Origin of the sequence: Pseudonocardia sp. NPDC046786 (assembly GCF_040645415.1) — a bacterium.
Lineage (GTDB): Bacteria > Actinomycetota > Actinomycetes > Mycobacteriales > Pseudonocardiaceae > Pseudonocardia > Pseudonocardia kongjuensis.
The window spans coordinates 209,733-236,603 of sequence record NZ_JBEYYF010000005.1 but is presented as its reverse complement, the minus strand read 5'-3'; the positions used below and the strand labels follow the sequence as shown (position 1 = coordinate 236,603).

The 26,871-nt window shown below is 73.7% G+C and carries 24 protein-coding genes and 1 pseudogene; 14 read left to right on the top strand and 11 right to left on the bottom strand.

Annotation, left to right across the window (positions count from 1 at the left end; genetic code table 11):
- Position 1: 1 nt before the first annotated feature.
- Positions 2 to 1,642, bottom strand: coding sequence for an AMP-binding protein (locus ABZ881_RS08620; RefSeq protein WP_358482958.1), 1,641 nt, complete (start codon positions 1,640 to 1,642; stop codon positions 2 to 4).
- The gene (panD, locus tag ABZ881_RS08615; protein ID WP_358482956.1) at positions 1,639 to 2,046 is read right to left on the bottom strand and encodes an aspartate 1-decarboxylase; all 408 of its coding nucleotides are present in this window, start codon (positions 2,044 to 2,046) and stop codon (positions 1,639 to 1,641) included. Before panD ends, ABZ881_RS08620 begins: the two co-directional genes overlap by 4 nt.
- A 384-nt stretch (positions 2,047 to 2,430) precedes the next feature.
- Between panD and ABZ881_RS08610 the strand changes: the two genes are divergently transcribed.
- Both ABZ881_RS08610 and ABZ881_RS08605 read left to right on the top strand, forming a co-directional pair.
- On the top strand, positions 2,431 to 4,191 hold the full coding sequence (locus tag ABZ881_RS08610; protein ID WP_358482954.1) for an ABC transporter ATP-binding protein: 1,761 nt from the start codon (positions 2,431 to 2,433) through the stop codon (positions 4,189 to 4,191).
- Positions 4,188 to 5,915, top strand: coding sequence for an ABC transporter ATP-binding protein (locus ABZ881_RS08605; RefSeq protein WP_358482953.1), 1,728 nt, complete (start codon positions 4,188 to 4,190; stop codon positions 5,913 to 5,915). The genes ABZ881_RS08610 and ABZ881_RS08605 overlap by 4 nt, the downstream gene beginning before the upstream one ends.
- A gap of 32 nt (positions 5,916 to 5,947) precedes the next feature.
- On the opposite strand, the gene ABZ881_RS08600 is transcribed toward ABZ881_RS08605, so the two are convergent.
- From ABZ881_RS08600 to ABZ881_RS08565, 8 genes and pseudogenes are all read right to left on the bottom strand, one after another.
- Positions 5,948 to 6,157, bottom strand: coding sequence for an MbtH family protein (locus ABZ881_RS08600; protein ID WP_358482950.1), 210 nt, complete (start codon positions 6,155 to 6,157; stop codon positions 5,948 to 5,950).
- Between the two features lie 36 nt (positions 6,158 to 6,193).
- Positions 6,194 to 7,609, bottom strand: a complete 1,416-nt coding sequence (locus ABZ881_RS08595) for a SidA/IucD/PvdA family monooxygenase (protein WP_358482948.1) — start codon at positions 7,607 to 7,609, stop codon at positions 6,194 to 6,196.
- 311 nt (positions 7,610 to 7,920) lie between these two features.
- A complete protein-coding gene (locus tag ABZ881_RS08590; protein ID WP_358482947.1) occupies positions 7,921 to 8,115 on the bottom strand; it encodes a hypothetical protein in 195 nt (64 codons plus the stop codon).
- 86 nt (positions 8,116 to 8,201) lie between these two features.
- The gene (rph, locus tag ABZ881_RS08585; RefSeq protein WP_358482945.1) at positions 8,202 to 10,793 is read right to left on the bottom strand and encodes a rifamycin-inactivating phosphotransferase; all 2,592 of its coding nucleotides are present in this window, start codon (positions 10,791 to 10,793) and stop codon (positions 8,202 to 8,204) included.
- Between the two features lie 124 nt (positions 10,794 to 10,917).
- Positions 10,918 to 11,136 (bottom strand): SDR family oxidoreductase, encoded by a 219-nt coding sequence (locus tag ABZ881_RS08580; protein ID WP_358482943.1) that lies wholly within the window; start codon positions 11,134 to 11,136, stop codon positions 10,918 to 10,920.
- A gap of 73 nt (positions 11,137 to 11,209) precedes the next feature.
- Positions 11,210 to 11,326 (bottom strand): annotated as a pseudogene (locus ABZ881_RS08575) (SDR family NAD(P)-dependent oxidoreductase); the annotation flags it as partial.
- Positions 11,327 to 11,343: 17 nt separating this feature from the next.
- Positions 11,344 to 11,490, bottom strand: coding sequence for a hypothetical protein (locus ABZ881_RS08570; RefSeq protein WP_358482941.1), 147 nt, complete (start codon positions 11,488 to 11,490; stop codon positions 11,344 to 11,346).
- A gap of 9 nt (positions 11,491 to 11,499) precedes the next feature.
- Positions 11,500 to 13,890, bottom strand: a complete 2,391-nt coding sequence (locus ABZ881_RS08565) for a LuxR C-terminal-related transcriptional regulator (RefSeq protein WP_358482939.1) — start codon at positions 13,888 to 13,890, stop codon at positions 11,500 to 11,502.
- A gap of 249 nt (positions 13,891 to 14,139) precedes the next feature.
- Between ABZ881_RS08565 and ABZ881_RS08560 the strand changes: the two genes are divergently transcribed.
- The 9 genes from ABZ881_RS08560 to ABZ881_RS08520 all read left to right on the top strand — a co-directional run bounded on the left by ABZ881_RS08560 (position 14,140) and on the right by ABZ881_RS08520 (position 23,105).
- A complete protein-coding gene (locus ABZ881_RS08560) occupies positions 14,140 to 15,783 on the top strand; it encodes an NAD(P)/FAD-dependent oxidoreductase (RefSeq protein WP_358482937.1) in 1,644 nt (547 codons plus the stop codon).
- 14 nt (positions 15,784 to 15,797) lie between these two features.
- Positions 15,798 to 16,718, top strand: a complete 921-nt coding sequence (locus tag ABZ881_RS08555; protein WP_358482935.1) for an alpha/beta hydrolase — start codon at positions 15,798 to 15,800, stop codon at positions 16,716 to 16,718.
- Between the two features lie 35 nt (positions 16,719 to 16,753).
- Positions 16,754 to 17,356: a flavin reductase family protein gene (locus ABZ881_RS08550; RefSeq protein ID WP_358482933.1), complete on the top strand. Its 603-nt coding sequence runs from the start codon at positions 16,754 to 16,756 to the stop codon at positions 17,354 to 17,356.
- On the top strand, positions 17,353 to 18,933 hold the full coding sequence (locus tag ABZ881_RS08545) for a 4-hydroxyphenylacetate 3-hydroxylase N-terminal domain-containing protein (protein WP_358482932.1): 1,581 nt from the start codon (positions 17,353 to 17,355) through the stop codon (positions 18,931 to 18,933). Before ABZ881_RS08550 ends, ABZ881_RS08545 begins: the two co-directional genes overlap by 4 nt.
- Before the next feature lie 37 nt (positions 18,934 to 18,970).
- A complete protein-coding gene (locus ABZ881_RS08540) occupies positions 18,971 to 19,834 on the top strand; it encodes a dioxygenase (RefSeq protein ID WP_358482930.1) in 864 nt (287 codons plus the stop codon).
- A 64-nt stretch (positions 19,835 to 19,898) separates the two neighbouring features.
- Positions 19,899 to 20,681, top strand: coding sequence for a glucose 1-dehydrogenase (locus ABZ881_RS08535; RefSeq protein ID WP_358482927.1), 783 nt, complete (start codon positions 19,899 to 19,901; stop codon positions 20,679 to 20,681).
- A 148-nt stretch (positions 20,682 to 20,829) separates the two neighbouring features.
- Positions 20,830 to 21,657, top strand: a complete 828-nt coding sequence (locus ABZ881_RS08530; protein WP_358482925.1) for a cytidyltransferase — start codon at positions 20,830 to 20,832, stop codon at positions 21,655 to 21,657.
- Positions 21,654 to 22,757 (top strand): enolase C-terminal domain-like protein, encoded by a 1,104-nt coding sequence (locus ABZ881_RS08525; protein ID WP_358482923.1) that lies wholly within the window; start codon positions 21,654 to 21,656, stop codon positions 22,755 to 22,757. Before ABZ881_RS08530 ends, ABZ881_RS08525 begins: the two co-directional genes overlap by 4 nt.
- Positions 22,758 to 22,817: 60 nt before the next feature.
- Positions 22,818 to 23,105 carry a muconolactone Delta-isomerase family protein gene (locus tag ABZ881_RS08520; RefSeq protein WP_344019979.1) on the top strand — a complete coding sequence of 96 codons (288 nt, stop codon included), beginning with the start codon at positions 22,818 to 22,820 and terminating at the stop codon, positions 23,103 to 23,105.
- A 9-nt stretch (positions 23,106 to 23,114) separates the two neighbouring features.
- On the opposite strand, the gene ABZ881_RS08515 is transcribed toward ABZ881_RS08520, so the two are convergent.
- Positions 23,115 to 24,197, bottom strand: a complete 1,083-nt coding sequence (locus tag ABZ881_RS08515) for a TetR family transcriptional regulator (RefSeq protein ID WP_358482921.1) — start codon at positions 24,195 to 24,197, stop codon at positions 23,115 to 23,117.
- An 87-nt stretch (positions 24,198 to 24,284) separates the two neighbouring features.
- Between ABZ881_RS08515 and ABZ881_RS08510 the strand changes: the two genes are divergently transcribed.
- Genes ABZ881_RS08510 through ABZ881_RS08500 form a run of 3 tightly spaced genes read left to right on the top strand, consistent with a single transcriptional unit; the run spans position 24,285 to position 26,865 of the window.
- Positions 24,285 to 24,902 (top strand): transcriptional regulator, encoded by a 618-nt coding sequence (locus ABZ881_RS08510; RefSeq protein ID WP_358482919.1) that lies wholly within the window; start codon positions 24,285 to 24,287, stop codon positions 24,900 to 24,902.
- Positions 24,899 to 26,257, top strand: coding sequence for a PEP/pyruvate-binding domain-containing protein (locus tag ABZ881_RS08505; RefSeq protein ID WP_358482917.1), 1,359 nt, complete (start codon positions 24,899 to 24,901; stop codon positions 26,255 to 26,257). The genes ABZ881_RS08510 and ABZ881_RS08505 overlap by 4 nt, the downstream gene beginning before the upstream one ends.
- Entirely contained in the window at positions 26,254 to 26,865 is a 612-nt protein-coding gene (locus tag ABZ881_RS08500; protein ID WP_358482915.1) for a histidine phosphatase family protein, read from the top strand. The genes ABZ881_RS08505 and ABZ881_RS08500 overlap by 4 nt, the downstream gene beginning before the upstream one ends.
- The last annotated feature ends 6 nt before the right edge of the window (positions 26,866 to 26,871 follow it).

Here is a 26,871-nt window from a genome sequence, read left to right as displayed (position 1 = left end):
GTCAGTCCCTCTTCGTCCGCTGGGCGCGCTTGCTGACCTTCCCGGCGACCGTGCTGGGGAAGCTCTCGACCACCTCGACCAGGTCCGGCAGCTTGTAGCCGGCCAGACCGCGTTCGCGCAGGAACGACCGTGTCCCGGCGAGCGTCAGCTCCGCGGGGTCACCGTCCCGGCGGGGCACGAGATAGGCCTTGGCGCGCTCCCCGAGCACGTCGTCCGGGACGCCGACGACCGAGGCGTCGTGCACCGCCGGATGGGCGAGCAGGTGGTTCTCGATCTCCTCCGGGGCGATCTTCGACCCGCCCCGGTTGATCTGGTCCTTCGCCCGGCCGACCACGGTCAGGTAGCCGCGCTCGTCCTGCTGCACCAGGTCACCGACCCGGTAGAAGCCGTCCGCGGTGAACACGGTCCGGTCGTGTTCCGGGGCCCGGTAGTAGCCGCGCACGGTCGCCGGCCCCCGGGTCAGCAGGTGGCCGGGGGTGCCCGGCGGGACCGGCCGGTCCTCGTCGTCGACGATCAGGATCTCGTCCGCGTCCGAGGTCGGCCTGCCCTGCCGGGTGGTGATCGTCTCCTCGTCCTCGTCGAGACCGGTGAAGGTGTGCAGGCCCTCCGCCATGCCGTAGCTCTGCTGCAGGGTGGCGCCGAGCTCGCGGCCGATCCGGGCGGCGGCCTCGGCCCCGAACTTCGCGCCGCCGACCCGCACCGTCCGCAGGCTGCCGAGGTCGTACTCACCGCGCAGCGACGAGTTCAGCCAGGCCAGTGCCAGCGGCGGCACGAGCGCGGTCTCGGTCACCCGGTGCCGCTCGATCAGCGGGAACACGGAGTCCGGGCTCCCGTCGGTGGCGAGCACGATCGTGGCACCCGCGTGCAGCGCGCCCAGGTAGCCGGGCGAGCGCATCGCGAAGCTGTGCGGCATCGGCAGCACGACGAGCTGGACGGTGTCCGCGGTGATGCCGCCGACGCGGGACGCCTGGACCATCGATCCCAGGTAGCCCTCGTGGGTGTGCGGGATGAGCTTCGAGGTGCCGGTGGTGCCCCCGGACAGCTGCAGGAACGCGACGTCGGAGGGCAGCGAGCGGCGCTCGTGGCGCAGCGGCTCGTGCGCCAGCAGCGCGTCGAGCTCCGGGCCGCCGCCGGCCCGGTCCAGCACGACGGTGTGCGCCACCGTCGGCGACGACGCTGCGATCCCGGCAGCCAGCCCGGCGAGGTCGCTGCCGTCGTGCGACTCCACGGTCAGGTAGGCGACGGCCTCGGCCAGGTCGACGAACTGGGCGATCTCGTTGCGCTCGTGCGCCGCCAGCGCCAGCACCGGGACGGCGCCGAGCTCGAACAGCGCGAACACGAGCGGGACGTACGCGGCGACGTTGGGCAGCTGCACGACGACCCGGTCGCCGCGGCCGATGCCCCGTGCGCGGAACCCGGCGGCCAGCCGCAGCACCTGCTCACCGAGCTCGGCATAGGTGAGCTCGGTGTCGCCGGCGATCACGGCGACGTCACCGGGGACCCGTTCGACCGTGTCGAACAGGATCTCGGAGAAGGTCCGGTCGATCCAGAGCCCGTCCCGGCGGTAGCGGGCGGCGAACTCCTCCGGGTGCCCGACGACGCCGTCGAGTACCAGCGGCCCGGGATCCGGCACGGCGCTCACCGGGACGCGAGCTGGTCGGTGGCCCCGGGGACCGGCTCGGCCGGGTCCGTCCCGAGCTCGACGATGCGGTTGTCCGCGTCGACGTGCACCACCCTGGGCCGGTGCGCGGCCAGCTCAGCGCCGTCGGCCAGCAGGTAGGAGATGATGATGACCAGGTCACCGGGGTGCACGAGGTGCGCCGCGGCACCGTTGATACAGACCACGCCGGAACCGGGCTCGCCCAGGATCACGTAGGTCTCGAGCCGGGCACCGTTGGTGATGTCGACGACCTGGACCTTCTCCCCCTCGACGAGCCCGGCGGCGACGGCCAGGTCGGAGTCGAGGGTCAGCGAGCCGACGTAGTGCAGATCGGCCTGGGTCACGGTCGCACGGTGGATCTTCCCACCGAGCACGGTGCGGAGCATCGGATTCCTCTCGGTCTGCGCGGAAGCGCGGCAGCCGACGTAGCGGGCCGGGAGAAACGACGAGGGCCGCGGAGGGACGCGGAGGACACCGCGTCACGACCCCGCCGGACATCCGGGACGGTCCCGGTTCCTCGCCCACTGCGAGGACCGGATACCTCGGTCGTCGACGGCGGGTGCATGTCGGCTGATCTCGGTTACGCCGGGAGACGCTAACTCTTTTGGTTTGTTTAGGCTAGCCTGATCGTTGTGGTTACTCTCACCGGCCGATGGAGTTCGGACACGCCGTGATCTCTGGTTAGGGTCGCCTTCCTCGGAATGCCCGTGCGGTCCACCGGACGCCCACGGGTGCGCCCTGCGGAAAGGACGACATGACCATGGCTCCGCGTGAGCCCTGAGCGCCCCGCGGACCCGGCCGGGCTCGGCCGCGGCCGCCTCGCCCGCCGGCTCCCGGTGCTCTGGCAAGCCCCCTCCGTCCCGCCCCCGGTGGAACCGTTCACCGTCGCACCCGGCATCGGCCCACGCCGGTTCACCGCCCGGGTCGCGGCCGCGGCCCCCCGCCTGACGGTCCCGGCCGCGGCGCTCGCGATCGTGCAGCACGTCGCCACCGCGCTGATTCCGGTGATCATGGGCCTCGCGATCGACCGGGCGCTGCAGACCGGGGACCTCGTCGCGCTCGCCGGGTGGCTGGCGCTGCTCGGGATCACCTTCGTCTGCCTGGCGGTGGCCTTCCGGGTCAGCGCGTTCCTCGCGGCCCGGGCGATGCAGACGGTCGAGCACCGGCTGCGCAGCACCCTGTCCGGGTCGGTCCTGCACCCGGCCGACGGGCGGGTCCGCCAGCCCGACGGGGTCGTCCTGTCCACCGCGACCAACGACCTGACCCGACTCTCGACGGCGGTCAATCTCGGGGTGTACCCGGTGGGCGAGCTCGCCGGGATCACCTTCGTCGCAGTCTCCCTGCTGGTGATCCACTGGCCGCTGGGCGTGGCCGCGCTGCTCGGTGCGCCGGTCGTCGTCTGGCTGATGAGTGCGCTCAGCGGGCCGTTCGCGCGGACCGCGCGACAGGCCCAGTCGTTGCTCGCGGCCGCGGTCGGACGGGCGACCGACCTGGTGACCGGGTACCGGGTGGTCAAGGGCGTCCGCGCCGAGGAGGAGGCGACCCTCCGCTACCGGACCGAGAGCCGGGCCGCCCGGGCCGGGGCGTTCACCAACCTCGGGGCGCTCGGCCGCTACCTCGCCGGGAGCAACACCGTCTCCGGGCTCTTCGTCGCCGGCATCGCGGGGCTGGCCGGGTTCCACGCCGTCGCCGGGCAGATCACGATCGGTGAGCTGATCGCGGTCGCCGGGCTGACCCAGGCGCTGCTGCCGCCGCTGAACCTGCTGACCGCGAACGCCGGCGCCGTGTGGGCGGCCGCCGTCGGCTCCGGCGGGCGGGTGCTGGACCTGCTCCGGGCGGCCGGCGACGCGCCGGAACCGGCCGCTCCGCCACCCGGACCGGACACACCACCGGTGGTGGAGGTCCTCCTGCGGGGCACCCCCGAGGACCGGGAACGGATCCGGATCGAGCCCGGCGCCCTGGTCGGACTGCACGCCGACGACGACCTCGCGAACGCGATCGTCGCGTCGTTCCTCGCGCCGCGCAGCGCGGACCGCGCAGCGGAGGTGCTCCTCGACGGCGTGCCGGCCGCCGAGCTGGACCCGGCCGGGTACCGGGCGGCGGTGGTCGTCGCACCGCACGAGGCCGCCCTGTTCAGCGGCACCGTCGCCGAGAACCTGGACCTGCCCGGCACCGCCGGGCCGGACCGGGCGACCGCGCTGTGGGCGGCGGCCTGCGACGACTTCGTGTCCGGTGCGCCGGACGGCCTCGACACCCAGGTCGGGGAGAACGGCAACCGGCTCTCCGGCGGCCAGCGCCAGCGGCTCGCACTCGCCCGCGCCTACGCCCGCGACGCCCTGGTCCTGGTGCTCCACGAGCCCACGACGGCCGTCGACTCGGTGACCGGTGCGGCCATCGCCGACCGGCTGCGCCGGGTGCGGGCCCGGCGTTCGACGTTCCTGGTCACCAGCTCCCCCGCGCTCCTGGCGCGCTGCGACCGGGTGGTCGAGTTGGGGCCACCGGTCGGCAGCCCGATGCGGGCGAACCGGTGACCGCCGCGACGGGGTCCGGGCTACCGGTCGCCGGCCGGGCCGCCACCTGGGCCGAGCTGAAGCTCGTCAGCCGCGGGCACCGGCTGCGGCTGCTCACCGTCGCGGTGCTGGGGCTGGGCAGCTCCGCGCTCGGGTTGGCGATGCCGGTCGCGCTCGGTTCGCTGATCAACGCCGTCGATGCCGGGACCGCGGACGCGGGCACCGTCTGGTGGACCATCGCGGTGCTGGTCGGCGCGACGAGCGCGGCCGCGGCCGGCACCGCGCTGACCGCGGTGCTCGCCGGACGGATCTACCAGACGCTGCTGGCGGAGCTGCGCGAACGCCTGGTGGCCCGGGCGATGCAGCTGCCGCAGGGCGTCGTCGAGCGGTCCGGGACCGGTGATCTCGTCGCGCGGGCCAGCGACGACGTCTCGCAGATCGCCGAGGCCGCGCACCGGGTCGTCCCGGCGCTCACCGCGGCCGGCTTCACGATCCTGGTCTCGGTCGCCGGGATGGCCGCGCTGGACTGGCGCTACGGGCTGGCGCTCGCCGCGACCCTGCCGGTCTACGTGCTCGCGCTGCGCTGGTACCTCGCCACCGCTCCGCCCGTCTACCAGGCCCAGCGGACCGCGGCCGGGCAGCGCGCCCAGCAGATCCTGGAGTCGCTGCGTGGGTTCGACACCGTGCAGGCCTTCGGCCTCGGCGACCGTCGGCACCGGCGGGTGGTCGGCGCGTCCTGGGACGTCGTGCGGCACACGCTGCGCGCCCGGACGGTGCAGAACATGTTCGTCGGCCGGCTGCACCTCGCCGAGTACCTCGGCCTGGCGGCCGTCCTGGTCACCGGCTGCGTGCTGATCGGCGCGGGCCGGTCGACGGTCGGCATGGCCACCACGGCCATGCTGGTCGTCCTGCGGCTGTTCGGACCGATCACCCAGCTGCTGTTGGTGATCGACGTCCTGCAGTCGGCGCTGGCCTCGTTGAACCGGATGATCGGCGTGATCACCATGCCGGCCGACCGGCCCGCGGCGGGCACCTCGGGCGGCACCCCGGACGGCGCTCCGGTCGTCCGGCTCAGCGGGGTCGGGTTCGGCTACCCCGGGGGCCGGCGGGTGCTGCACGATGTCGACCTCACCGTCGGGCCGGGCGAGCGGGTCGCGGTGGTGGGCGCCTCCGGGGCCGGCAAGACCACGCTGGCCGGGTTGCTCGCCGGGATCCACGCCCCGGACAGCGGAACCGTCAGCCGTCCGGAGAACACCGTGCTGATCACCCAGGACACCCATGTCTTTGCCGGGACGCTGCGGGAGAACCTGACGCTCGCCGCTCCCGGTGTCGACGACGCCGAGATCACCCGCGCACTCACCGAGGCCGGGGCGGACGACCTTCTGACCTCGCTGCCCGACGGGCTGGACACCGTGCTCGGTGCCACCGGCCGGGCGCCGACCGCGGCCCGGGCCCAGCAGATCGCGCTGGCCCGCGTCGTGCTCGCCCGCCCGGACCTGGCGATCCTCGACGAGGCGACGGCCGAGGCCGGGTCGAGCGACGCGGAGCTGCTGGACCGCTGTTCGGAGGCCGCCCTGCGCGGGCGGGCGGGCCTGGTGATCGCCCACCGGCTCTCGCAGGCCGCGGTGTGCGACCGCATCGTCGTCATGCACGGCGGCCGGGTGATCGAGAACGGCAGCCACCGGGAGCTGCTCGCCGCCGAAGGGGCCTATGCCCGGCTCTGGCGGTCCTGGACGGCGCGCTGAGCCGGCCCCGGGGCTCCCCCCGGGGCCGGCGGTCAGCTCGTGCGGTCGACCAGGCTGCGGGGGCGCAGATCGGTCCAGTTCTGCTCGATGTGGGCCAGGCAGGAGGCCCGGCCGGCCGGGCCGTGGTCGATCCGCCAGCCGTCCGGGACGGCGGCGAACTCCGGCCACAGGGAGTACTGACCCTCGTCGTTGACCAGGGCGAGGAAGGTTCCGTCCTCGTCGTCGAACGGGTTCACGGACATGGGGGTCTCCTCGGTTCCTCGATGGGCGGGCCGCAGTCAGCGGCCGCTGCGGCCGGCGGGCAGCGGATCGGTCCGGACCTCCCGGGGGGCCGGTGCCCGGTCCCGGACGGAATCCGGGGCGACCAGCGACCCGACGATCTCACCGGATCGCACGGCGATGTTCGACAGCAGGGTCGAGGTGATGCCGTGCGTGTGCTCGGTCGGTCCCTGGACGTAGATCCCGGCCCGGACGGGGGTGCCGTCGGCTAGCCCGGCGGTGCCGATCCGGTAGTCCCGTCGCACGTCCGGCCGTCCGGCCGGGTCCCGCAGACAGGCCGCGGGAAGGCCGCCGCCGAGCAGCTCCAGCGGATCGGTCGCCCGGTAGCCGGTCGCGTAGACGACGGCGTCGGCGGTGATCACCTCGCGGGACCCGTCGATCAGCGACTCGACCGCGATCTCCACGTGATCGGCGAGCTCGACCACGTCGGCCACCCGGGACACGTTGCGGAACCGCAGTCGCTCCGTTCCGGCGACCCGCTCGTGGTAGTGGGTCCTGTACAGGCCCTCGATCAGCTGCGGATCGACGACCGAGTAGTTGGTGTTCGCGTGGTAGCCGAGGATCCGTTCCTTCACCTCGTCCGGCGCGGTGAAGAAGTCGTCCACCGCGGCCGGATCGAAGATCCGGTTCGCGAACGAGGTGTCGTCGGCCGGGCTGTAGCCGTAGCGCGCGAACACCGCGTGCACCTCGGCCGTCGGGAACGTCCGGTGCAGGTGCTCGACGGTCTCGGCGGCACTCTGCCCGGCACCGACGACGACGAACCGGGCGGGCGCCGAACCGGCCAGCTCGCCGGTACGGAACAGCAGGTCCCGGTTGTGCCAGATCCGGCCGCTCGGGACGACGCCCGGCGGCAGCGCCGGTGTCATCCCACAGGCGAGGGCGACGTTGCGCGTCCGAAGCCTGCGGATCCCGCCGTCGGCCGTGCGGATCACCACGTCCAGCAGCTCGACCGCGCCGCCGTCCTCGCGCACCGGGAGGATCTCGAGGACCTCGGTGCCGTAGTCGACGGCCACCTCCGGTCCGCCCCGGCCGACCCGGGACGCCGCCCACTCCAGGTAGTCGTGGAACTCGCGGCGGGTCGGGAAGCTGCTGCCGTAGTTGATGAAATCGGCGAGCCGGCCGCGTTCGTGCAGGTAGGCGAGGAACGAGTACCCGCTGCTCGGGTCACGCAGAGTCACCAGGTCCTTGAGGTAGGACACCTGCATGGTGGCGTCCTGGAGAAGCATGCCGCGGTGCCAGCCGAACGCCTCCTGGCGTTCCACGAAGCGACCGGTCACCCGGTGGGATGCGTCGACCGTCGCGTTGAACTCGCGCAACGCGATCGCGACGCCGAGGTTCGACGGTCCGAACCCGACCCCGACCACATCAGATACTGCCTGGTCGACATGGGGTATCGGATCGGCGGGGAACGCCATCACGATCCTTCCTGAGATCAGCGGAGCATATCTAAGGCGAGGCTAACTTCAACACGGCGGTGGCCGTCCCGCCTAGGGGGTGACCCGCCGGGAGCCGGTGATTAATCAACGAAGTTGCAGGTCGACACGCATGACGTGACGCTCACGTCACCCGATCGAGTGAGTTCACGGAGCGTCAGCGTTGCGGGATCGAGGTGGTGAGGGTTACTTCTGGGCGGCCTCGGACAGACCGGGGGCGATCCGGTCCGGGATCCACGGGACGGACAGCGGCGAGGAGCTGCGGAGCCCGATGAACTCGTCGTAGTCGTAGGTCACGATCGCGTCCCGCTGGACGACGGGCAGCCGCTCGAGAGCGCGTTCTGCTCCAGCGCGGTCCGGGCCTCGGCGTCACCGCCGTCGAACAGCACGAGGACGTCGGCGTCGAGCGCCGGGATCTCCACCGGGCCGAGCTCCACGCCGAAGGACTCGCCCTGCGGGAGGGCCAGGATCTGCGGCGAGAGCGTCATGCCGATGGCGGCCGGCGCTGACCAACGGCCGGCACCGCTCCCCCAGGAAACGACTGTGCCGCAACGGAAACCAGTCGTGCCCCGGGTCAGCGGCCGGTCAGGATCTCCACGTACCCGCTCGTGCCGTCGACCCGGATCCGCTGCCCGTCCCGGATCAGCCCGGTCGCGCCCGCCACCCCGACGACCGCGGGCAGCCCGTACTCGCGGGCGATCACCGCACCGTGCGTCATCAGCCCGCCCACCTCCGTCACCAGCCCGCCGACCGTGACGAACGCCGGTGTCCAGCTGGGATCGGTGAAGGCGGTGACCAGGATGTCGCCGGTGCGCAACTCGGCCCCGGCCAGGTCGGGCACGACCCGGGCGCGCCCCTCGACGAGCCCGGTGGACGCCGGCAGCCCGGCCAGCGCGCCGTCGGGCAGGTCGGCGCGCCGGTAGGCCCCGGCGACGGTCTCGCCGTCCGAGGTGAGCACACGGGGCGGGGTGAGCGCCCGGAACGCCGCGAGCTCGGACCGGCGACGGCGGACCAGCTCGCGATCGACCCGGCCGGTGCGTGCGACGTCGTGGAACTCGTGGAGCCGCAGGAAGAAGCAGTCCTCCCGGTCGTCGAGCACGCCGGCCCGCACCAGCCGGTCGGCCTCCCGCAGCAGCGCCCGCCGGTAGGCGGAGTACCGGCCGACCATCCCGAACTTGGGGTACTCGCGGTACCCGGCGAAGGTCCGGAGACGGTCGATCATCGCCGTGGTCCGGTCGGCCTTCCGGTCGCCGTCCGGGAGCTGCCGCAGCCGGTCCAGCAGGTCCCGTTCCTTCGCCGCCGCTTCCTGCCCGCCCTGCTCGAAGCGGTCGCGGCCGGCGCCGGGTCCGGCGTTGTCGATGTTGCCGAGCAGCACCGACACGAGCTCGGTCGGGCGTTCGGCCCACCGCGGCCGGGCGATGTCGATCTCACCGACGCAGCGCGCGCCGTACCGGTCGAGATAGCCGCGGATCGCGTCCTGCGCCTGCGTGCCGCCGGGCAGCTCCGGCAGCTCGTCGAGGAAGCCGTCGCCGGGGACGTTCCGCAGGAAGGCGACCACCGCCGGGTGCGGGCGGATCGCGTCGGCGACGTCCAGCAGCGCGAGCCCCATCTCCGAGGTGACGTTGCCGGGTGCGGACCGGGCCAGCGTGTCGGCCGCGTTCTCCTCCCCCAGCCACTCGCGCATCCGGTCGTTGAGCCACCAGGTGGCCTGCATTCCGGCCATGATCACCTGGTGGCTGCGCGGCTCGACCAGCAGCCGCTGCAGCTCCGCGAGATCCGCCACCAGGAAGTCGAACAGCTCCGGTCCCCGGAGCTCCGCGATGTCCCGTTCGACGCCGGCCAGCGAGGCACGCCAGTGCGCGACGAGCTCCTCGACGAGCGCCGGATCGGCGTCGATCGGGTCCGGCTCGGCGACCCCCGGTGGCGGGGCCGCGGCCGCCGCAGGCTCGGCCGGGACGATCTCGCCACGGTCGAGGACGGTCTGCAGCGCGTCCCGGATCAGCGGGTCCGAGTTGCCCAGGCCGTCCAGGATCAGCTCCCGGGTCGCCGGCGACGCCAGCTGGTCGGCGACGTCGACGAACAGCCGTCCGCCCGCCTCGGCCATCTGCTTCGGCGTGGTCAGCTGCCAGACGGACAGGCCCAGCGGCGTCATCGCGTCGGTCATCATCTGCTGGTGCCCGACCGACACGTAGACGTGGAACCGGTCGTCGGTGGTCACCGGGACCGGGAACAGTGTGGTGATCGGCCTGCTCTGCACGATCCGGAACCGGCCGTCGGCCAGGCACCACTCGATGTCCTGCGGACCGCCCAGGTGCGCCTCGATCCGCCTGCCGAGCCGCGCCAGCTCCAGCACCTGCGCGTCGGTCAGCGCCGGCCGGCGGCGCAGCTCCGGCCCGATCTCCCGGGTCCACGTCCCGCCGCCCGGCGCTGCGCGGACGGCCGGCTCCGTGGCGCCGACGGTCGTCCCGACGACGCCGTCGCGCACCGTGTGGTGGTCGGCGTCCACCTGGCCGGAGACCAGTGCCTCGCCGAGGCCGAGGCACGCCTCGACGGCCACCACCCTCCGGTTCGACGTCACCGGGTCGGCCGTGAACAGCACACCCGAGGCGTGCGGGTCGACCATCTCCTGCACGACGACCGCCATCCGCGCCGCACGGTGGTCGATGCCGTGCTGCGCCCGGTACGCCACGGCCCGCTCGGTGAACAGCGACGCCCAGCAGGACCGGACGTGCCCGACGACCGCCGCCGGGCCGACGACGTTGAGGTAGGTGTCCTGCTGGCCGGCGAACGACGCCGTCGGCAGGTCCTCGGCGGTCGCGCTGGACCGGACCGCCCGGCCGGCCCCGTCGACCGGCCCGGCGATCTCCGCGGCCAGGTCGCCGGGGACCGGGGTCGACTCCATCGCGGACCGGATCCGCGCGGCGGTCCCGGCCGGGTCGTCCTGCGCGAGCCGGTCGAGCAGCTCGTCGAACCCGGGTACCTGCGCCGTGAACGCCCGGAACGCCTCCGTCGTCACGCAGTAGCCCGCCGGCACCTCGACGCCGTCGATCCGGGACAGCTCCCCCAGGTGCGCGGCCTTGCCCCCGACCAGCGCGATCATGCTCCCGTCGAGCTCCCGCAGATCGCGAACCCAGCGACCGGTCGTGATGCTGCCGGTGTCGGTCATCGTCCCCCCGTGTGCCCGTGCCGCTCGGCGGAGCGGCATCGGCGGGAGAGCCTGCGGCATGATCGGGGGCTTGTGGCAAGCCCCCTGCCGCGCTATAGCTTGAAGCGGGACGGGGGGCGGTGCCTCAGCCGGTGGGCGCCGCCGGGCTCAGCGCCGGGTCGTAGGACCGCGCGTTGGACGTGGCCCCACCGTCGATGGACAGCACCGTCCCGGTGATGAACGAGGCGAGGTCCGAGCACAGGAACACGACCGACTCGGCCACCTCCTCCGGGCTGCCCGGACGGTGCATCGGCTGCGGCGCCGCCAGCATCTCCCGGCCGGCCTCGGGCAGGTCGAGCACCATCCTGCTGGCGATCGCCCCCGGGCGCCACGGCGTTGACCCGGATCTCCATGTTGGCGTACTCGCCGGCGGCGCTCCTGGTCAGGCCGATGACGGCGTGCTTCGCGGCGACGTAGGGCCCGGCGATCGGGGTGCCGACGAGCCCCGCCTCGGACGCGGTGTTGACGATGGTGCCGCCGCCGTTGCGCGTCATGTGCAGCAGCCCGTCCTTCATCGAGAGCCGGACGCCTTGACGTCGATCCCCATGATGCGGTCGAAGTCGGCCTCCTCGACCAGCCGGACCGTCTCCTCGCCACCGGGCCGCATGGCCTCGATGTCGGCGACGAGCACCGCGGCGCCCTCCCGCCCGAACGCCACAGCGTGAGATCACCCCACTCCGTCCGGCGCGTCACCGGGTGACCCGGCCCGGTGGCTCTGCTCGATCACCCACGTCGCGACCTGGATGCGGGACTCGGCGTCGAGCTTGCGCAGGATGCGCTCGACGTGGCCGTCGACGGTGCGGCGGGAGATGACGAGCCGTTGCGCGATCGCCTTGTTGCTGAGCCCCTCGGCGATGAGCAGTGCGACCTCCTCCTCCCGGGCGGTCAGCTCGGCCAGGGTGCGCCCGGCCATCCGGGATGTCCGGTCCGGCCGCCCGGAGCCGGCGGCCGTGATGATCCCGGTGCAGATCCGGACGGCGTCGACCACGTCGGCACCCCCGTACTCGTTCCGGAGGGTCCCGGCGACCGCGGCGCCGAGCGCATGATCGATCTGCTCGCCGCAGGCGCGCCCCTCGGCCGAGGCGTGCGGGCCGAACGCCGCGAGTGAGGTGCCGAGGCGCCGCCAGACCCCCGCGGCGACCCCGGACAGGGTCGCCCCGTCCGCCGCCCGGCCCATCGCGGTCATGATCCACGAGGAGACCTCGACGCTCAGCGCGGTGCAGACGCCGTCCCGGAAGTCCCGCTCGATCAGCAGGGTGCTCAGGATCGCGTCGCGGGCGGCCTCCAGCTCGCCCAGGTGCAACCTGGCGATCGCCTCCACCCAGCGGGCGTAGCCGTGGTTCCACATCTCACCGTCGGCGGTCGCCCGCTCTGTCACCGCCGCGACGGTCGACAGGGCCTGCTGCGGCCGGTCGTGGTAGGTCTCGGCCATCCCGAGCTGAAAGCCGGCCGCGAGCTCTGCGGGAACGTCTCCGACCTTGCGATGCAGCTCGATCGCGTACCGGTACCGCTCCACGGCCTCCTGCAGGTCGCCCTCGAACAGGTTCATCAGGGCGGTCCAGTGGGCGGCGTGCCCCTGCATGGCGATGTCGCCGAGCTCCTCGGCGATCGTCGTGCACTCGTCCAGGTACTCACGGGCCACCGAGCGGTCGCCCTGGATCAGGGCGACCCACGCCACCACCCACAGCGCCTCGCCGCGCTCCGGGGTACGGGCGTCGAGCCGGCGCAGCAGCCGCTCCAGCCAGCGCCGCCCGTAGGTGAGGAAACCGCCGGCGATCCAGTGGTAGCGCAGCAGCGAGGCGAGCCGGGCGCCGGCGACCGCCTCTCCGGGCGTGCTCGCGCTGAACCCGAGCGCGGCGAGCAGGTTGGGATGGTCCAGCCGCAGGCGGGCGAGGTCGCGTGCCTGGTGCGGGCCGCACCAGCGGTCGAGCACCGTCGTGGCGACCGCGATGTAGTGGTCACGGTGCAGGCGGCGGATCTCCTCGGTGCACCCCGACGCGTCGAGCTGCTCGGCGCCGTACTCCCGGAGGGAGACGAACTGCCGGTACCGCAGCTCCTCACCGTCCCGGTCGGCCACCACGACCGACTTCCCGATCAGGCCGTCCAGCGCGTCGAGCAGCCGGTCCCCGGCCAGGTCGCCGTGCCCGCAGACCCCCTCCAGGGTCTCCAGGCCGACCGACGCGGGGAACACCGACATCCGGGCCCACAGCAGCTGCTCGGCCTGGCTGCACAGGTCGTAGCTCCAGGCGATCAGGGCGCGCAGCGACTGCTGGCGCGGCTCGGTGCCGGGGCCGGGTGCGGCCAGCAGGTGCAGGCGCCCGTCCAGCCGCTCGACGACCTGCGAGACGGACAGGGAGCGCAGCCGGACCGCGGCGAGCTCGATGGCGAGCGGGAGGCCGTCCAGCTTGCGGCAGAGCGCCACGACCGCGTCGCAGTTGTCGTCGTTGATCCGGAACTCGGGCAGCACGCCGCGGGCGCGGTCGAGCAGCAGCCGGACCGACGGCACCTCGGTGAGGGACCGTCCGTCACTGGAACCGGTCTCCGGGACGGCGAGCGGATCGAGCCGGTGCACCTGCTCGCCGCGCACCCCGAGCGCGGACCGGCTGGTCGCCAGCACGGTCAGCTCGGGCAGATCGGCGAGCAGCCGCAGCAGCAGGCGCACGGTGCCCTCGACCAGGTGCTCGCAGTTGTCGACGACCAGCAGCGACGGCGCGGCGGCCAGATGCCCGATCACCCGGTCGACGGCGTCCCGGTTCGACTGGTCGGCCACGCCGATCGCGGTGGCCACGGTGGGCGCGATCTGCGACGGGTCGGCGACGCTGGCGAGCTCCACGACGTACACGTCGTCGTCCCACAGCTCGGCGGCGGTCAGCGCGGTCCTGGTCTTGCCGACGCCACCGGGACCGGTCACCGACACGAGGCGGTGCCTCCGCAACTCCTCGTGCAGGCGGGCGATGTCCGACTCGCGACCCACGAAGCTGTCGAGCGCCGTTGCCAGGCGGTGCCGGCCCCGCGGAACCTGACGTTCGCGCCGGTCCTGCCCGGCGACGTCGACCATGACGCCTCCCCATCCCGTGAGTGCCGCCCACGGTGGCACAGAACCCCGCCGACGCTATACCTGATGACGCTCGGTAAGTACCCGGGTAACGCCCGCCGCGGCCGCGGGTACCACCCCGGCCGGCGGTGGGGTGCTTCCACGCTGTCGGCCGTCCGGACCCCGCCAGCACGGTGTTGTCGCGACTACACGGCCCGCCGGATCGATCCGGGGGCCGTCACCACGTCACCCGCAAGGAGGCTGGTTCCAGTGGTGTCCCCCACCGCCGAGAGTCACGACGCGATCATCATCGGGGCCGGGTTCGCCGGCCTGTACGCCATCCACGCACTCCGCGACAAAGAGTCCAAGAACGTCATCGCCTTCGACGCCGCCGACGACGTGGGCGGTACCTGGTACTGGAACCGCTACCCCGGGGCGCGCGTCGACATCGAGAGCGTCCACTACTCGTACTCGTTCGACGACGCCCTCCAGCAGGAGTGGCACTGGACCGAGCGCTTCCCGGCACAGCCGGAGATCCTGCGCTACCTCGAGCACGTCGCCGACCGGTTCGACCTCCGCCGCAGCATCCGGTTCGGCACCAGGATCGTCGCGCTCACCTGGGACGACGACAGCGCGCACTGGACGGCCACCACCGACACCGGCGAGCTGCACACCGCGCGCTACGTCGTCTCGGGCGCCGGAACCCTCTCCGTCCCGAAGGAACCCGAGTTCGGCGGGATCGAGAACTTCGCCGGCGAGACCTACGCGACCGGCAACTGGCCGCAGCACGAGGTCGGTTTCGAGGGCAAGCGGGTCGGGATCGTCGGTGTCGGTTCATCGGGCATCCAGGCGATCAGCGAGATCGCCAAGACCGCCGGGCACCTCACCGTGCTGCAGCGCACCCCGAACTACGCCACCCCGATCGGCAACTACCCCACCGATCCCGCCGAGGAGGCAGCCGAGAAGGCCGACTACCGCGCCCTGCGGGACGCCTCGCGCAACCACTTCCTCGGCGTCCCCTACTCCGAGGTGCAGCCCTCCGCGCTCGCCGCGACCCCCGAGGAGCGCCGCGAGGTGTTCGACGACCGCTGGAACCGCGGCGGATTCCGGCTGTTCATCGACTCCTTCGGCGACATCCTGTTCGACCACGAGGCGAACGACACCGTCGCCCAGTACATCCGGGACCGCATCCGCGAACGCGTGCAGGACCCGGCGACCGCGGAGCTCCTGGCCCCGCGCGACCACCCGTACGGCACCAAGCGGCCGCCGCTGGAGACGGACTACTACGAGGCCTACAACCGGCCCAACGTCGAGCTGGTCGACGTGCGGTCCAACCCGATCGACGCCGTCACCGGGACCGGGGTGCGGCTCGCCGACGGCACCGAGCACCGGTTCGACGTGCTGGTTCTCGCCACCGGCTTCGACGCCTGCACCGGCCCGCTGCTCGCCATGAACATCACCGGCCGCAACGGGCTCCGGCTCGCCGACCACTGGGCGGACGGCCCGCAGACCTACCTCGGCCTGATGTCGGCCGGCTTCCCGAACCTGTTCATGATCACCGGCCCGCAGAGCCCCTCGGTGCTCTACAACATGCCGCTCGCCATCGAGGACCACGTCGACTTCTCGGTCGAGGCGATCCGGTACGTCGAGTCCACCGGCAGCTCGGTCATCGAGCCCACCCCGGATGCGGAGCGCGACTGGGTCGCGCACACCAACGAGCTCGCCCAGGCGACCCTGCTGCCCGACTCCCCCACCTCCTGGTACATGGGCAACAACGTGCCCGGCAAGCCGAAACGGGTGCTGGTCTACCTCGGCGGCGCACCCGGCTACCGCGCCCGGTGCGACGAGGTCGTCGCCGCCGGATACCAGGGCTTCGCGATCTCCAGCAGCTCCGACCGCGCGCTCGCGCAGGCCTGAGAGGACCGGTACCCATGCCACTCGACCCCGATGTCAAGGCGCTGATCGACGGCCTCGGCGCGCAGGGCTTCCAGTCCTTCGAGAAGCTCGGCGTGGACGGCACCCGCGCCGTCGTCGACAGCTTCACCGGTCTGCAGCTCCCGGCCCGCGAGGTCGCCGCCGTCGTCGAGGCGGGCTACGGCCCCGATCCCGAGCAGCGGCTGCGGATCCACGTCCCGCACGGCGGCGGCCCGTTCCCGGTGGTGCTCTACGTGCACGGCGGCGGTTTCGTCGGCGGCGGGCTGGACGTCGTCGACGAACGCGCCCGCGCCCTCGCGCTCGACGCCGGTGCCGTCGTCGTGACCGCGACCTACCGGCGGGCCCCGGAGGCCCGGTTCCCGGCCGCGCACGACGACGCCTTCGCCGCGCTCCGGTGGACCGCCCGGGAAATCGCTGCGCACGGCGGCGATCCCGCCCGGATCGCCGTGCTCGGCGACAGCGCGGGCGCCAACCTCGCCGCGGCCGCCGTCATCCGGGCCCGGGACGAGGGCGGGCCGGCCGTGCGCTCCCAGGTGCTGCTGTACCCGCTCGTCGACCCGGTGGCCGAGACCGCCTCGCGCACCGAGTACGCCGAGGGCTACCTCATCCACCTGGAGGCGCTCGCCTGGTTCGGGGCGCAGTACGTCACCGGACCCGGCGACGTGGCCGACCCGCGGCTGGCACTGCCGGCGAACGACCTGGCCGGGCTGCCGCCGACCCTCGTGCTCAGCACCGAGTTCGACCCGCTCCGGGACGAGGGCGAGTCGTTCGCCGCCGCGCTCGACGCCGCGGGCACCCCGGTCACCGCGACCCGGGCCGACGGCCTCGTGCACGCCGTGTACTGGGCGTCCGCCGCCGTCCCGCGCAGCAGCGAGGTCCACGACGCCGTCCTGGCACACCTGCGCGCCTCGCTCTGAGGCACGCGGCCCCACCCATCCCTAGAGGAGGACCGGTGGCGATCGATCCGCGCGAGCTCCGCGCCTGCCTGGGGCACTTCACCACCGGCGTCACGGTGATCACCTGCCGCGGCGCCGACGACCGCCCGCACGGGGCGACGGTCAACGCGTTCACCGCGGTGTCGCTCGATCCGCCGCTGGTCCTCGTCTCGCTCGACCGGCGCTCACGGCTGTGCGGCCTGGTCGAGGCCGAGCACCGGCCGTTCACCGTGAACGTGCTGGAGAGCGCGCAGAAGGACCTCGCCCTGCACTTCGCGGGCCGCCCCAACCAGGAGGTCGGCTGGCTTCCCGACAGCGCCTGCGGCGCGCCCCGGCTGGACGGCGCGCTGGCACACATCTCGTGCACCCCGTGGCAGTCCTACGACGGCGGCGACCACGTTCTCTACCTCGGTGAGGTGCAGGAGTTCCTGATCCACGAGGGCGCGCCGCTGCTGTTCCACACCGGCCGGTTCCACCATCTCGGCGGCGACCACGAACCGCTGCTCTGGGGCGACTCCGCCGACGGCCCGGACGGCCAGTCGTGGATCCCCCGGGCGCACACCACCCCGTCCACCCCGGCGCCGACGGTGCCCTCCACCACTCCGAGGAGTCGACGATGACCCTGCAACAGGATTCCGTCACCACCCCCACCGACGCCGACGGCCGGGCCACCCGGCCGATGACCGGCGACGAGTACGTCGAGAGCCTGCGCGACGACCGCGAGGTCTACCTCTACGGCGAGAAGGTCGGCGACGTCACGACCCACCCGGCGTTCCGCAACGCGGTCCGGATGACCGCGCGGCTCTACGACGCGCTGCACGACCCGGACAGGCGCGACCTGCTCACGGTGCCCACCGACACCGGCAGCAGCGGGGTCACGCACCCGTTCTTCCGGACCCCGCACTCGGTCGACGACCTGCGCCGCGACCGCGACGCGATCGCCGAGTGGGCCCGGATGACCTACGGTTTCATGGGCCGCTCGCCCGACTACAAGGCCGCATTCCTCGGCACCCTGGGCGCGAACTCGGAGTTCTACGACCCCTACGCCGCCAACGCGCGCCGCTGGTACACCGAGTCCCAGGAGAAGGTCCTCTACTGGAACCACGCGATCATCAACCCGCCGGTCGACCGGCACCGCCCGCCGGACGAGATCTCCGACGTGTTCATGCACGTCGAGGAGGAGAACGACAACGGCGTCGTGGTGTCCGGGGCGAAGGTGGTGGCCACCGGTTCGGCGATCACCCACTTCAACTTCCTCGCCCACTACGGGCTGCCGATCAAGAAGCGGGAGTACTCGCTGGTCTGCACGGTGCCGATGGGTGCGCCGGGGATGAAGCTGATCTGCCGCCCGTCCTACGCCCAGCAGGCCGCGGCGACGGGCTCCCCGTTCGACTACCCGCTCTCCTCGCGACTCGACGAGAACGACACGATCTTCATCCTCGACAAGGTCCTGATCCCCTGGGAGAACGTGTTCATCTACGGTGACGCGGAGAAGGCGTCGACGTTCTTCCCCGGCTCCGGCTTCCTGCACCGCTTCACCTTCCACGGCGTCACCCGGCTCGCGGTCAAGCTCGACTTCATCGCGGGCCTGCTGATGAAGGGCCTGGAGGTGACCGGCTCCAAGGACTTCCGCGGCGTGCAGACCCGGGTCGGTGAAGTGATCGCCTGGCGCAACATGTTCTGGGCGCTGTCTGACGCGATGTGCGCCAATCCCGACGAGTGGGTCAATGGCGCGAAGCTGCCCAAGCTCGACTACGGCCTGGCCTACCGCTGGTTCATGACGCTGGGCTACCCGCGGGTCCGCGAGATCATCATGCAGGACCTCGGCGCCTCGCTGATCTACCTGCCGAGCCACTCCGCGGACTTCCTGTCCCCCGAGGTCCGGCCCTACCTGGACAAGTACGTGCGCGGATCGAACGGCTACGAGGCCGTCGACCGGGTCAAGCTCATGAAGCTGATCTGGGACTCGATCGGCACCGAGTTCGGCGGCCGCCACGAGCTCTACGAGCGCAACTACTCGGGCAACCACGAGGGCGTGCGCGCCGAGCTGCTCTTCGCCGCCGAGGCGTCCGGCGCCGCGGGCGCGATGAAGGGCTTCGCCGAGCAGTGCCTGTCCGAGTACGACCTCACGGGCTGGACCGTGTCCGACCTGATCAACAACGACGACGTCCGCCTGCTCGGCCGCAACGGCCGCTGACGCCCGCACTCGTCCGCACCCGAAAGGTCTCCACCACATGACCACCACCGAGCACCCGGGCTCCGGCGCGGGCCTGGCCGGCGCCAACGCCACCGAATCGGCCCGCCAGGGCCTGTCCAGCCGGCGGGGCGCCACCGGCGCCGCCGACTCCGAGCGCATCGCCACCGTGGTCGGCGCTGCCCTCGAGGGCATCCGCGCCGCGATCCGCGACCACCGGGTCGGCTACGCCGAGTTCGACGCCTTCAAGCGCTGGCTGATCGACGTGTCCGACACCGGCGAGTGGCCGCTGTTCCTCGACGTCTACCTCGAGTTCGAGGTCGAGCGGGTCGCCGCGGAAAGCCAGGGCGGCTCCACCGGCACGATCCTCGGACCGTTCTGGCTCGACGGTCAGGCGCAGCTGACCTCCCCCGCCACCCTGCCGATGCGCGACGACGAGCCGGGCACCCCGTTCGTCCTGGCCGGTCAGGTGCGCGGCACCGACGGGACCCCGCTGGCCGGTGCCACCGTCGACATCTGGCACACCGACGACGAGGGCTGGTACTCCGGCTTCGCCGAGAAGCCGCCCGCCGGGAACCTCCGCGGCGTCGTCACCTGCGACGACGAGGGCCGGTTCGAGATCCGCACCCGCAAACCCGCCCCCTACACCATCCCGCTGGACGGGCCGACCGGGAAGCTGACCCTGGCGGCCGGCTGGAGCCCCTGGCGGCCCGCCCACCTGCACCTGCTGGTCGCCGCGCCCGGCCACCGGACCGTCACCACGCAGCTGTTCTTCACCGGTGACGAGTACCTCGACTCGGATGTGGCGTCCGCGACGAAGCCGGACCTGGTCCTCGATCCGCAGCCGACCGGCAACGGCGCCGAGATCCGTTCGGACTACGACTTCGTCCTCGAACCGGAGTGACGGGGTGCGGGCCCGCGCGGCACGCTCCCCCGTCCACCCCGATCCCGAATCCCGGGGAGTCCCCATGTCACGTCCCACCGTGTTCGACCTGTCCGGCCGGACCGCCCTCGTCACCGGGGCCGGCTCCGGCCTCGGCACCGAGTTTGCCGAGGCACTCGCCGACGCCGGCGCCGACGTCGTGTGCGCCGACATCGACGCCGGCGCTGCCGTCGCGACCGCCGCGCGGGTGGAGAAGTACGGCCGCCGCGCACTCGCCGTCACCGCCGACGTGTCCCGGGAGGATCAGGTCCGCGAGATGGTCGCCGCCACCACGGCGGAGTTCGGGCGGCTCGACGTCCTCGTCAACAACGCCGGGATCGCCGACGCGCATCCCGAGCCGGTGCACCGGTTCAGCTCCGAGGACTGGCACCAGGTCATCGACGTCGATCTGCACGGCGTGTTCTACACCGCCAAGCACGCGCTCGCGGTGATGGTCGGGCAGGGCAGCGGCAAGATCATCAACGTGGCCTCGATGTGGGGCCTCGCCGGGTCGTCCAGCGTGTTCCCGATCCCGGCGTACAGCGCGGCCAAGGGCGCGGTCGTCAACCTGACGCGCGAGCTCGGCCTGGAGTACGCGACCAGCGGCATCCAGGTCAACGCGCTGTGCCCGGGCTTCTACCGGACCCGGCTGGCCGGCGGCGCCTACGACGACCCGGACTTCGTCTCCGCGATCACCGCGTTCACCCCGATGGGCCGGATCGCGGAGGCCGAGGAGATCCGTGGCCCCGCCGTGTTCCTCGCCTCGGCCGCGTCGGACTTCATGACCGGCCAGATGCTCGTCGTCGACGGCGGATGCCTGGCCAAGTGATCCCGGCGTCCGGTGCGGACCGGCTCCCTGCGGCCCGCACCGGACCTCGGGCGACCCGGTGCAGCCACCCCGACCGGCCGGGTCCCGCAGGTGGGTCGCGCCCCTGCGGGACCCGGCCACCACGTCCACCCCGGATCGGAGAACGACCATGCCCGCCGCGCTGATCTCCCGGTCCGACCGGCCGGGCACCGGCGTCCCGCTGTGGCGCGGACCCGACGAGGTGCCCGCCGGCTTCGGCCCGTGCGTCGTCGCCCTCGGGGTGTTCGACGGCGTGCACCGCGGACACCGCCGGATCGTCGACCGCGCCCGCGCGGCAGGCCGCCGGCTGGGCCTGCCGGTGCTGCTCGCGACCTTCGATCCGCACCCGGCCCGGGTGCTCGGGCTCGCCAAGGACACCGCGGCCCTCAGCACCGTCGAACACCGGGCCGAGCTCGCCGCCCGCGCCGGGGTGGACGCGGTGTGCGTGCTGCGGTTCGACCGTGACCTCGCCCGGCGCAGCCCGGCGGAGTTCGCCGGTGCCGTGCTGGCGCACGGGCTGCGGGCCCGGATGATCGCCGTCGGCACCAACTTCACCTTCGGCGCGGGCGGCGCCGGGACCGTGCACACCCTCGCCGCGCTCGGCCACGATCTCGGGTTCGGCACCGATGCCGTCCCGCTGCTGCACACCGCGCGGACGCCGTGTTCCTCGTCGGCCGTGCGGGCGAGCGTACGCGCCGGCGATCTCGGCACCGCCCACCGGATCCTCGGCCGCCCGCACCGCGTCGACGGGACCTGCCGGGGCGGCGCGGTATCCCTCGCCCCGGGCACCGCGCTGCCCCCGGCCGGCCGCTACGACTGCCTGGTCGGCGGGCACCCGCGGACGGTGGTCGTCGACCCGGCCGGCGGCCTGTGCGTCGAGGGCGCCGGACCGGACGGGCCCCTCTCGGTCAGCTTCCTCGCCCCGTCGCCACCACCGTCCCCCGGAGGACCCCGATGAAGATCGTCGCCGTCGAGGCGATCCCGTTCGCCGTGCCCTACCGCAAGCCACTGCGGTTCGCCTCGGGCGAGGTGCACACCGCCGAGCACGTGCTCGTCCGGGTGCACACCGGTGACGGCATCGTCGGCGTCGCGGAGGCACCGCCCCGCCCCTACACCTACGGCGAGACCCAGACGTCGATCCGCGCCGTGATCGACACCCTGTTCGCCCCCGGGATCATCGGGCTGAGCGTGTTCGAGCGCGAACGCATCCATGCCGTGCTCGACCGCACCGTCGCCAACCCGACCGCGAAGGCCGCGCTCGACATGGCCTGCTGGGACGCGATCGGCCGCGCGCTGGGCACCGGCGTGTCGGAGCTGCTCGGCGGATGGACCGACCGGATGCGGGTGTCGCACATGGTCGGCTTCGCCCCCGACGACGTCATGGTCGCCGAGGCGCTGCGGATGCGCGACGAGCACGGCGTCCGCACGTTCAAGGTCAAGGTCGGCCGCCGGCCGGTGTCCCTCGACACCGGTGCCTGCCGGGCGCTGCGGACCGCACTCGGCGACGACGTCGAGCTCTACGTCGACGGCAACCGCGGCTGGACCGCGTCGGAGGCCACCCGCGCCCTCGACGAGATGGCCGATCTCGGGCTGACGCTCTCCGAGGAGCTCGTGCCCGCCGATCAGGTGCTGGGACGGCGCCGGCTCACCGCCCACACGCGCGTCCCGACCGTCGCCGACGAGTCCGTCACCCGGCCCGGCGAGGTGACCCGCGAGCTCCTGGACGGCGCCGCCACCATGATCAGCATCAAGACTGCCCGGACCGGGTTCACCGGGTCGCAGCGGGTGCTGCACCTGTGCGAGGGGCTGGGCGCCGAGGTCGTCATGGGCAACCAGATCGACGGCCAGATCGGCACCGTGTGCACGGTGGCGTTCGGCGCGGCGCACCGCAGCTCGAGCGCCCGCGCCGGCGAGCTGTCGAACTATCTCGACATGGTCGACGACCTGCTGACCGAGCCGCTGCGCATCACCGGCGGCGAGCTGTGCGTGCCCACCGGCCCCGGCCTCGGCATCGAGATCGACCCGGACAAGCTCGCCCGCTACCGCACCGACCTCTGACCCACCGAGCACACCGGGAGTGCACATCGTGACCGAGACACCCACCGCGGACGCCGCCTGATGGCCGCGCGGTTCGCCGTCCGGATGACCGTCGAGCTGCCGCCGGACATGGATCCGGAGGCGCGCAGCGACCTACTCGCCAGGGAGAAGGCCTGGTCACAGCAGTGGCAACGGTCCGGCGAGTGGGTCAGCATCTGGCGCTGCGTCGGCGAGTACGCCAACCTGTCGATCTTCGAGGTGCGCGACAACGAGCAGCTGCACGAGATCCTCTGGGGGCTGCCGCTGTTCCCGTACATGACGATGCAGGTGACCCCGCTGGCCGTCCATCCGTCCGACATCGGGGCGTGACGCGGGCCGTCAGGCCCGCGGAAGTGCGGTGGAGGCGGCCACCGCGTGCCCGGCCCCGAACCCCTCGGCCCGCGCGACGACCCGCCCCCCGCGCACCCGGACGGCGACCTCGGTGCGCGTCCCCGGCGCGTCCACCCCGAGCGCGGCCGCGACGGCCCCGTCGTCCAGCACGACGCGCAGCCGGGGCAGGTCGGCGGGGGCGAACACCCGGCGCAGGCAGCCGGCGATGTCGACGATCCGCAGCCGGGCCAGCCGGCCCAGCTCGGCCGGGTCGTCGGTGACGATCGCGACCGTCACCTCGTCCCGCAGCCGGGCCGACCGCAGCGTGTCCTCGGCGGCCGCCAGGCGGTGCACGCCGAGCGCGACCAGCACCCCGTCCCGGCCCGGCTCGGCGGGGCGGCCGCTGATCTCGTCGACCAGCCCGCGCGGCGCCGCCCACGGCTGGTCGACGGTCTCGGCGGGCGCGACGTGGTCCAGGTACGGCGGGCGGTCGTCGTCGACGATCGCGATCCCGGCGAGGTGCTCCGCGGCCCGGACCAGGTCGAACGGATCGCCGACGCCGGGTGCGTTCTCCGCGACGGCCGCGGCCCCGGCGAGCAGGGTCAGTGCGAGCCCGGCCGTCCGCACCCGCCGGCCGGCACCGGGGCGCCGCGCCTCCAGCGCGAGCCCCAGCAGCAGCGCCTCGAACCGGACGAGCGCGGCCAGCGCGTCCCGGGCGGGCCCGTCCTCGACGACGCCGGACAGCGACCGCAGCTGCAGGTGACCGCTGCCGGGCGCGTCGCCGACGAACGGGAGCCGCTCCAGCCAGACCCGGGCGAACTCGGCCAGCGCCGCGCCGGTGGACGCCGGCGGCGTCGCGGGCGGACCGGCCTGCTCGCGGGCCCGCTCGACGACGTCCACCAGCACCGCCAGGTACAGCGCGCGCTTCCCGGCGAAGTTCGAGTACACCGCCCCCCGGGTCAGCTCGGCCCGGTCGGCGACCCGGTCCACCTTCGCGGCGGAGAACCCGTGCTCGGCGAACTCCGCCCGGGCGGCGGCCAGCACCGCGCCGCGGGTGCGTTCCTGCTGCTCGGCCCGCGTCAGTCGCGGCATCGACCCCTCCCCTCGCCGCGGACATGCTACAACTGTCATCCAGATGTTGACGACATTTGAAAACTCTCGACATTCGGAGCTGACGCCGTGCCGACGACGACCCCGCCGGATCTGCTGGTCCTGCACACGCTGCGCTGCACCGGGCACACCGGCGTCGAACGGATCGCGGCCGCGACCGGGCTGCGGTGCGCCGGGATCGAGTCGGAGCTGATCGACCTCGGCGCCGCCGGGCTCGTGGTCCGCACCAGCGGCCCGTTCGCCGCCTGGGGGCTGAGCGCCCGCGGCCGGGCCGCCGACGCGGAGCGGACCGCCGCCGAGCTGGCCGCGGCGGGTACCCGCCCGGCCGTCATCGCAGGCCTCGACCGGTTCCTGGAGCTCAATCCCGAGCTGCTCGACCTCTGCGCGGCCTGGCAGCTGCGCCCGGGTCCCGGCGGCCGCACCGTCGTGAACGACCACACCGACCCGGCCCACGACGCGCGGGTGCTCGACCGGTTCACCGATCTCGACCGGCGGGCGGCCGCCGTCTGCGCGGAGCTGACCGCAGCGCTCGGGCGGTTCGGGCGGTACCGGCCGCGGCTGGCGCTGGCCCTGCGCCGGGTCCGGGCCGGTGACCTCAGGGAGGCCACCGACAGCGTCACCTCGTTCCACGCCGTGTGGGCCGAGCTGCACGAGGACCTGCTCGCCACCCTCGGGATCCCGCGGTGACCCGGGTGCACGCCGTGTCCGCACAGCTCGACGAGCCGGCCGCACGCATCGGCGGGAAGGCCCGAGGACTGGCCGAACTGCACCGGCTCGGGCTGCCGGTGCCGCCGGCCGTCGTCGTCACGACCGGGGTCTGCCGCGGTGTGCTGGCCACCGGCCGGCTCCCCGGCGGGCTGGTCGAGGAGGTGACGGCCGCCCTGCGCGATCTCGCACCGCGGGCGTCGACGGTCGCGGTCCGCTCCGGTGCGGCGGTGTCGATGCCCGGGATGATGCGGACCGTCCTCGGCGTCGACCTGCCCGGGGCGCTCGACGGGGCGCTGCGGGAGGTGTTCGCCTCCTGGGACGCACCCCGGGCCCGCACCTACCGCACCCTGCACGACATCCCGCACCACCGGGGCACCGCGGCGATCGTGCAGGTCATGGTCGACGGCGCGCGCGACGGGCACAGCGGGTCCGGCGTCGCCTTCAGCCGGGACCCGAACACCGGCGAGCCGGTCCCGTTCGGCGACGTGCTGTTCGGCCACCGGGGTCCCGACGTCGTCTCCGGCCGGGTCCGGACCCACCCGCTGGGCGAGCTGGCCGGGCGCGAGCCCGCGCTGTGGCCGGAGCTGACCGCGGCCCTCGCCCGGGCCGAACGCCGGCTGCGGCGGCCCTGCTACGTCGAGTTCACCCACGAGTCCGGCCGCCTGTGGTTCCTCCAGCTCCGGCCCGCCCCGGTCACCGGGCGGGCCGCGCTGCGGATCGCGGTGGACCTCGCCGACGCAGGGCTGATCGACCGGCGCGAGGCGGTCCGCCGGACCACCGGCCACGATCTCGAGCACGCCCGGACGCCGATCCTCGCCGATCCCGGCGTCCTCGCCGGTCAGGGGACCGGGGCAGGCCCCGGCGTCGTCTCCGGGCGGATCGCGACCACCGCCGGATCGGCGGTCCGGCTGGCCGCGGACGGCCCGGTCGTCCTGGTCCGGCCGGAGACGTCGCCGGACGACATGCACGGCCTCGCGGCCGCCGCCGGCATCCTGACCACCCGCGGTGGCCCGGCCTGTCACGCCGCGGTCGTCGCCAGGGCACTCGGCAGGCCCGCGGTCGTCGGCGCCGCCGATATCGCCGTCGACCCGGTCGCCGGGACGGTCACGACCCGGGCCGGCACGGTCGGTGAGGGCACCGTGCTCACCATCGACGGGACCACCGGCCGGGTCGTCCTCGGCCACGCCGGCAGCACCGTCGACGACGCCGATCCGCACCGCGACCGGCTCCTCGGCTGGGCCGACGACATCTCCGGCAACCGCTCCCCCCGGTCCGCGGCGGACCGGCTGCGCGACGCGCACGCGGTCCTCCCGGCGACCGAGGACCGGCGATGACCGCGCCGCGCACCCGCCGCCTGCACCTGGTCCGGCACGGCGCCGCCGACGCGTTCGGCACCCTCACCGACACCGGGCGGCGGCAGTCCGAGCTGCTCGGCGCCCGCCTGGCCGGGCTGCCGATCGACACCGTGCGGCACTCGCCGCTGCCCCGGGCCGCCCGGTGCGCGCAGATCCTCGCCGCGCACCTGCCCGGCGCCGCGCTGCACGAGGCGCCCGAGCTCGTCGACCACGTGCCGCACGTGCCGCCCGAACCGCCCCCGGAGTGGGCCGGCTTCTTCGACGGCTACGACGCCGCCGAGGCCGCCGACGGCGCGATCCGCGCGGCCGCCCTGACCGGCCGGTTCGCCCGGGCCCCCGGCACCAGCGACGGCGTCGCCGACACGCACGAGGTCCTCGTCACCCACTCCTATCCGATCGCCTGGCTGGTGCGGCACGCGCTGGACGCGCCGCGGGACCGCTGGCTCGGCCTCAATCCGGGCAACGCCTCGCTCACCGTGATCGAGTACCGGCCGGGCACGGCGCCGACCCTGGTGCTCTACAACGACATGGGGCACCTGCCGCCCGAGCTGCGCTGGACCGGCTTCGGCGGCGGCCCGCACCCCTGAGCGGGG